Below are 7,646 nucleotides of genomic sequence, written 5' to 3'. Positions count from 1 at the left end.
TCTAAACCCTATTGAAACCTTTTGGGCTAATTTTAAGAAGATTGTGGCAGCAAACTTAAGCAAGTTTTCGACTCTTGCTCAAACCATTGATTACTCTTTTTTAAGTATATGTCGATGATAAGAAATTTAAAATTTAAACCACTATATATTGTTATTACACCCGATGAAAGGCATACTTTGCATTGAGCAAGATATTTTGCTTTTTATTTTTTCAAGAAAAAAAGGTGATAGTAGCCAAGTCGCCTTTTATTCCATGAAGTCCTATTAAAAACTTCTCAAAGAACCTGAAAGCGCTATAAATAAATTTGATTTTATTCCTATTTGTAACGCTTATCATCTTTAAAAGCGTCTAGGGCTTTTTATAAAAAAATTGGTTACCCTATCAAATTTGTTGGCATTGATACTCGCATTAAAATACTGCCTAAAAAGCATCTCGGTAAAATTTATCCTAAAGATGTCATCCGTCATGGTTGGTGACCCAGGGTCGGCAGTTTTAGTGACCCACCCCCTCGTCACCTTTAGTGACCCACCCTAGCTTGGATTTTTTCTTTACTTCTCGGTTTCTTTATTTTGTTTTGATCTTTTATGGAATTGTTCCATACGATAACTTTTTCCTTCAATCACAAGCTTTGTGGCTCTGTGAATCAAACGATCTAGTGCTGCACTACCTATTAATGGATTGGCAAATATTTCCTGCCACTCTCCAAATTCTCTATTGCTGGTAATAATCGTGGCAGCCTTCTCATATCTTTCACAAATCACTTCATAAAGATCCATTTGACTGGCTTCACTAAGCGATTGTAACCCAAAATCATCTAAGATTAATAAAGGGACTTTAATGACCTGCTGCAGCCTTTTTCTATAGCTGCCATCTCCATGGCCCATAGATATCCAATAAAAAAGCTGGTATGTTCTATAGAAAAGCACCTCATAGCCTTTTCTAATAGCTTCATGGCCTATTGATTGGGCAAGATGGCTCTTTCCTACTCCACTGGGGCCGATGATTAGCACGCATTCTTTATTTTCCACAAAATGGCATGTCGCTAATTCTTTAAGGATAGGCTCATAAACTTTTGTGTTAAATGAAAAATCAAAAGTTTCTAATGTCTTATTGACTTGTAGATGGCTTTTTACGAGCTTTTTTGCGAACTGACTTTGATTACGACGATCCATTTCATCTGTAAGCAATATGTCCAAAAACTGCGAATAAGACCATTTTTCTTTTATAGCCTGTTTTAAACGTTCCTGAAGCGTTTCCAACAATTTAGACAATTTAAGCTTGTTAAGTTTTGCTTTAAGCAAAATCATTTCATCCATACATAGCTCCTTGGGTAAAATATTGTGGGTCTCTAGCGAATTTAAAATACTTTTGCGGTTTATCTAATTGGGTAGATTGCTCTTCAAAGGGCTTTTGATCTAAAGCTTTTTCTAAGATCGCTTTTATGCTGGTATAAGAAATAGTACCGTAAATAAGAGCTCTCTGGCAGGCTTTCTCTAATCTAGCAGGGCTATAGCGTAAGGCAAGCTTTAAAATTAATCTAACCGGCCTTAATTTATCATGAGAAGGATCATTAAGAAGCTCTTCACTCAACTTTAAGGTAAAAGGGCCTAGGGTTTCTGCTTGCGCTAGTAATCCACCTCGGGTGGCATTAAGCACTTCTTCTTGCTGCAAAGGGGCATGTAAATTTGCCCTGACGTAATCATTGGGCTTATATGAACGTAAATGCATAGCAATTTCTTGGCCTGCATGGAAAATTTTAACAGAGCTTTGGCTAGCACAAACTTGTACCTCTTTGCCTATAAAAGCATAAGGAACCGAATACCAAACTTTATCAAAGCGCACTCTCCAGTCTTTTCCTACAATTGTACAATACCATTCCAAAGCATCCCAACGACAACTTGGAAGGGGTTTTAAATGCTCCTTTTCTTCTTCAAAAAGATCTTGAGGGGTATGATCAACACCCCCAATTTTGCGTTTTTCAGAAACCTCGCCATTCCATTGGTCAAGAGCTTTCTGAAAATCACTTTTAGAAGGCACTTCGATGCCTTTTTGTGCTTGGCTTTCTAAGAAAAAGGAAAGGAAACTTCTCTTGATGTATTTGATGTCGTTTTCTACCCCACCTTTATGTTGAGGCTTGTAAGGAATGCAAGGGCTGATGATGAATGCATAGTGTTCTGCTAATTGCTGATAGGATCTGTTGAGTAAAGGTTCATGCAAAGAAGCTTTTGTTACCCCAGCTTTTAGATTATCGATGACAATTTTGGTAGGGACTCCACCTAGCCATTCAAAAGCATGGATATGACAGGCTAAAAACGTCTTAGTGCTCTGATCAAAAACAACTTCACGATAGGCTTTGCGTGAGTAACGGAGTCTTAAAGAAAAGACCCAAGCACGACGATTTTTACCACTTTCAGGGTCAAAACATAAACCTAGATAACCAAAATCTACTTCCGCACATTCACCGGGAATATGCTTTCTGATCATTATAGGTTGAATTTGTTTAGGAAAGTGTTGATGGATGAATCTTCGTACAGTTGATTCACTGCACGTGATGTACTCTTGAATAAGCTTATGAATGACCACAAAACTATGGTTCTTTGCTAACCACTCTTTAATTAAAGGTTTAAGAGGATCTAAATCATGCGGTTTTGAAGGTTTTTTTAAATCAAAAGCTACGAGAGCCTGATGAATTTCATTCTCAGAGAGGATAGATCTATCGTTAGATAGCCACCCGCTGTTATTCGCAACTTTATTGAGGTTACGGATAATCGTACGATGAATACCGGTATCGCGATTAATAGAGCGAATGCTTTGCTTCAAGTTTTAGTCGAAAAATGACTTGTTGTAATTCTACCATATTTCTCTTCCTTGGCATAAAATCTCCTTTTCGAGACAAGATAAAAAAAGATTGTCCCATGAAGATTTATGCAGTTTAAGAGAAATAAAGAAAAAAAATTTTGGTAGCTAGGGTGGGTCACTAAAGGTGACGAGGGGGTGGGTCACTAAAACTGCCGACCCTGGGTCACTAACCATGACGGATGACAAAAGAAAATCAAACATGCAAAATAATATATATAGAACCTAAGAAAAAATAAGGTTTTCAGTTAGCATCCTTCTATAGGAGGAGACCTAAAAAAGGGGCTTGTCTGTCCCTTTTTCCCCTCGCTCTTAATAAGCTATGATTAATTTATGGCATGATAGAAAATTTGAGCTTTTTATAAAGCGATATTTTATCCAGCAAGTTCTCTTTATAGTATTAAAGATAAAAGAAAAGTTTAATAGCAGCCATAAAGGGATAGCTTTTTAATGCTTATCTACAAACTGCCAAAAAATTTGCATAGTAAAAAACAGGGGTAGGAGACAGAGTAAAACTGAAACATTAGCAGTTAATTTAAGTCTCATGTTTGGGGCTAACGCATGCGTTGTTGAGGAATAGTAACTTAAGTCTTAGCCTATCGTAACTTCTTCTTCTTTTCTAACTTTGTATTTTCAGCTCATAACTAGGCATTTTCTTTAAACAGCTGTTCGTATGAGGGTTGCATACTATGATTAGACAAATATAAATTCTACAAATTATTTTACTTACCAAAAATAATTGATTACCCCCGTGACCGCTTACCTAAAGCCTGCCTCAGGGCTTTTTTATGAAAAAATTTGACTAATGCTAGGTCGGTAACGTAACTGTTAAAATTTTTTCAATACCAGCGGTGAAACCGCTCTTTTAGCACATGAGGGATACTTTCAAATGGATTTCCGATTATATCAAGGATTACGTTTCCATTATTATTCAACTGCTCTATCTCTACAGGAAGGAAGGTAAGCTGATTATAGCGTATATCAAGCCGTCTCAGCTGAAGCAACTGACATATCTCCTTAGGAAGGCTAGTAAGCCGATTGCATCTTACGACAAGGCTTTCTAGATATGTTAGCTGTCCCATCTCTTTAGGAAGATGAGTTAGCTGATTGTCTTTTAAGTCAAGGTCTTTTAGCTTTGCTAACTGACCCATCTCTACAGGAAGGAAAGCGAGTTGGTTACTTTCTAAGCTAAGGGTTTGCAACTGTGATAGCTGCCCTATCTCTGCTGGAAGAGTAATAAGATAGTTACCTTCTAAGGAAAATTTTTGTAGCTTAGACAGTTGTCCTATCTCTGCTGGAAGGGTGCTGAGCTGGTTATAGTTTAAGTTTAATATCTTTAGCTGAGCAAGCTGGCCTATTTCTGCAGGAAGGGAGATAAGCTGGTTGACTTCTAAGGAAAGTTCTCGCAGCTGCGAAAGTCTTCCTATCTCTACTGGAAGGGTATTAAGCTGGTTACCTTCTAAGAAAAGTCTTCGCAGATTAGACAACTGCCCTAACTCAGCAGGAAGAGTGTTTAGCTGGTTATCGTTTAAACCAAGACATTTTAGATGAGAAAGTTGTCCTATCTCTCTAGGAAGAATTGTGAGATGATTATTGCTTAGATAAAGCGCTTGTAACTGGGGTAGCAACACTATCTCTAAAGGTAAAAAGGTCAAACCCTTCTCGCTTAAGCTTAAACACGTAATCTCTTTGCCATGCTCTTCAATCCACCCTCCAAATAGCTCTCCTTTTCTTTCTAAAGGCAAGTACTTGATTTCTTCTTGCTCTAAGAATTCCTCTCCACCTGGAAGTTTTTTCCACATTAACAGGCGATTAGTATTTACCATATAAGAGGAGTAATTAGCCAGGGTAAGATATTTTTTTTCCTCCGTTCTCCATTTAAATTCTAATTCTAATGGAGAAAGAGCTGTAGCTAGGCTAAAGACTTGCTTAAAGATTGCAGCAACCTTTGCTACTTCAGGAAGTCCATCGTCTAGCTTATAAATTTTATCTATTAGAAAAGCTCGCTCATCTACATCTCCTTGAGGAAAATGCATCTTACCTATTTGCCTATAAAGAGAAGGCATGACTTCCGTAGCCAGCAGATGATGCCATCTTTTACAGACGCTAGATAAGAAGGGACTGGCACAAAGCTTTAAAATAGAAAATAATATCTCATTAGGCAATTGTTCTAGGGTGATGGAAGTGCTAGGGTGCATAGTAAGGCCCTTTTAGTTTTTATGCCTATTTTTAGTTGCTTTTTAGAAGCATATATATATCTATGAAAAAAAGCAAAATAGGCAAGCAAGACCTAAAAATGACTTAACGTTATGCTTAGGCAAGCTAGCAATATAAAAAACCCTTAGAAATTCTTTCTATCTTTTAGCAGAGTGATTCTTCCCCGCTTCGGATGCTATAGGAAGGTTATCTATATTCTCAATATCTTCCAAATCCATCCATTTATTTCTCTAGTACCTTAGGTGCTGCAGATACCAACTTTTTCAGTTATAGCCTAAAACGTTGCTTTATTTCATTAGGAATACTTTTCAATGGATTTCCACCTAGATCAAGATCTAACTCGTGCGACAGATGGCCTATCTCTGCCGGAAGAGTAGTAAGCTGGTTGCTATTTAATTCAAATCCTCTCAGCTGCACTAGCTGCCCTATTTCTGCCGGAAGAGTGGTAAGTCGGTTGTTATTTAAGAAAAGCCCTTCCAGCTGCAATAGTTGCCCTATCTCTGCGGGAAGAGTGGTGAGTTCGTTGCTTTCTAGGTTAAGTCCTTGCAACTTTGATAGCTGCCCTATCTGTGAAAGAAGAGTGGTAATTTTGTTGCTGCTTAAATCTAATCCTAGCAGCTGAGATAGCTTCCCTATCTCAGTAGGAAGGGAGGTGAGCTGGTTGTTATTTAATTGAAGCTCTTGGAGCTCTGATATCTGCCCTATCTCTGCTGGAAGAGCTGTAAGCTGGTTGTTATTTAAGTAAAACTCTTTCAGCTGCACCAGCTGCCCTATCTCGGCGGGAAGAGTTGTAAGCTGGTTGTTATTTAAGTAAAACTGTTTCAGCTGCACTAGCTGCCCTATCTCTGTCGGAAGAGCGGTAAGCTGGTTATTATTTAATGAAAGGGTTTGCAGCTGGGATATCTGCCCTATCTCTGCGGGAAGAGTAGTAAGCTGGTTGTTTGTTAAGTCAAGCCATTGCAGCTGGGATAGCTGCCGTATCTCTGCCGAAAGTGTGTTAAGCTGGTTGTTTTTTAAGCGAAGCGCCTCGAGCTTTGATAGCTGCCCTATTTCTGCCGGAAGAGTGGTAAGCTGGTTGTTATCTAAGCTAAGAACCTCGAGCTTTGATAGCTGCCCTATCTCTGCCGGAAGAGTGGTAAGCTGGTTGTTATCTAAGGTAAGTAATCCCAGCTGCAATAGCTGCCCTATCTCAGCAGGAAGGGAGACAAGTTGGTTGCCATATAAGAAAAGCTCTTTCAGCTGCAATAACTGCCCTATCTCTGCAGGAAGAATGGTAAGCTGGTTGCTATTTAAAAAAAGTTCTTCTAGCTGCAATAGCTGCCCTATCTCTGCGGGTAATAAGGTTAAGCCAATTCTTGCTAAATGCAATTTCGTAATATTTTTGCTATAATCTTTAACCCATTCCTTAAAAAGCTTGCCTTTTTCTTCTAAAGGCAAGTACTTGATTTCTTCTCTCCCTAAATATTCTTCTCCTCTGCCAAGTTCTTTCCACATTAAGAGGCGGTTAATATTTACAAGATAAGAGCAGTAATTAGTGAGGGTAAAATATCTTTTTTCCTCGGTTTTCCACTTAAATTCTAAAGGAGAAAGAGACCTAGCTTGTGTAAAGATTTGCCTGAAGATTGCATAGACCTTTGCTGTTGCGGGAATCATAGCTGGTAGCGTATAAAGCTTATCTAAAATTAGAGTCTGTTCGTTAATCTCTCTATGAGGAGCATGCATCTTACCTATTTGCTTATGAAGGGAAGGCATGACTTCCGTAGCCAGCAAATGTCGCCATCTTGTACAAACGCTAGATACCGAAGGGCTGGCACATGGCTTTAAAATAGAAAATAATATCTCATTAGGCAAGTGTTGTAGGGTGATGGAAGAGATAGGATTCATGGTATGGTCTCCTTTAAACTTTAAGCTTATTTTTAGTCACTTTTTAGAGGCATTTATATACATGAAAAAAGCAAAATAGACCAACAAAATCTAACAGCAGCTTAGTGACATGCTTAGGCAAGCTAGCAATATAAAAAACCCTTAGAAATTCTTTCTATCTTTTAGCAGAGTGAGTCTTCCAAGCTTCGGATGCTATAGGAAGGTTATCTATATTCTCGGCATCTTACAAACCCATCCATTTATTTCTCTAGTACATTAGGTGCTGCAGATACCAACTTTTTCAGTTATAGCCTAAAACGTTGCTTTATTTCATTAGGAATACTTTTCAGTGGATTTCCACCTAGATCAAGATCTAACTCGTGCGGCAGAATAAATGTGTAGGTTAGTTTAAGCTTGCTTAGTTGCTGGAAGAAAAGCGAATTGCTTCTTTAAAGATAAGATGGCTAAAAGTTTTTTATTTCATTTTAGCTCACGCCAATTTAAAAAGCATTTACGGCCATTCTACAATTGAAAACGCTGCCTTATTTTTTCTGCAATATCTTTTAAAGGATTTTCCGCTAATTCAAGCTTGGTAAGTTGAGACAAGTGCCCGATTTCTGCAGGCAGACTGGTGAGCTGGTTTTCTTTTAAGTCAAGCGTTTGCAGCTGAGACAGCTGCCCGATTTCTGCAGGCAGAGTGGTGAGCTGG

At 38.4% G+C, this 7,646-nt stretch carries 5 protein-coding genes; all 5 read right to left on the bottom strand.

Features of this window, described 5'->3' with window-relative positions; genetic code table 11:
• Positions 1 to 549 precede the first annotated feature (549 nt).
• A complete protein-coding gene (gene istB, locus DB42_RS03765; RefSeq protein WP_044881809.1) occupies positions 550 to 1,317 on the bottom strand; it encodes an IS21-like element helper ATPase IstB in 768 nt (255 codons plus the stop codon).
• Complete coding sequence (gene istA / locus DB42_RS03760) at positions 1,310 to 2,821, bottom strand: IS21 family transposase (RefSeq protein WP_044881808.1); 1,512 nt, start codon at positions 2,819 to 2,821, stop codon at positions 1,310 to 1,312. The genes istB and istA overlap by 8 nt, the downstream gene beginning before the upstream one ends.
• Positions 2,822 to 3,696: 875 nt before the next feature.
• A complete protein-coding gene (locus DB42_RS10330) occupies positions 3,697 to 5,055 on the bottom strand; it encodes a hypothetical protein (protein WP_052435963.1) in 1,359 nt (452 codons plus the stop codon).
• A gap of 286 nt (positions 5,056 to 5,341) precedes the next feature.
• Positions 5,342 to 6,958 carry a leucine-rich repeat domain-containing protein gene (locus DB42_RS03750; protein WP_155117415.1) on the bottom strand — a complete coding sequence of 539 codons (1,617 nt, stop codon included), beginning with the start codon at positions 6,956 to 6,958 and terminating at the stop codon, positions 5,342 to 5,344.
• A 501-nt stretch (positions 6,959 to 7,459) separates the two neighbouring features.
• A partial coding sequence (locus DB42_RS03740; protein WP_044881806.1) for a leucine-rich repeat domain-containing protein occupies positions 7,460 to 7,646 on the bottom strand: 187 nt, incomplete at its 5' end.

It is taken from the genome of Neochlamydia sp. EPS4, assembly GCF_000813665.1.
GTDB lineage: Bacteria > Chlamydiota > Chlamydiia > Chlamydiales > Parachlamydiaceae > Neochlamydia.
The sequence above is the reverse complement of the archived record's forward strand: the minus strand, read 5'-3'. Positions and strand labels throughout refer to the sequence as shown.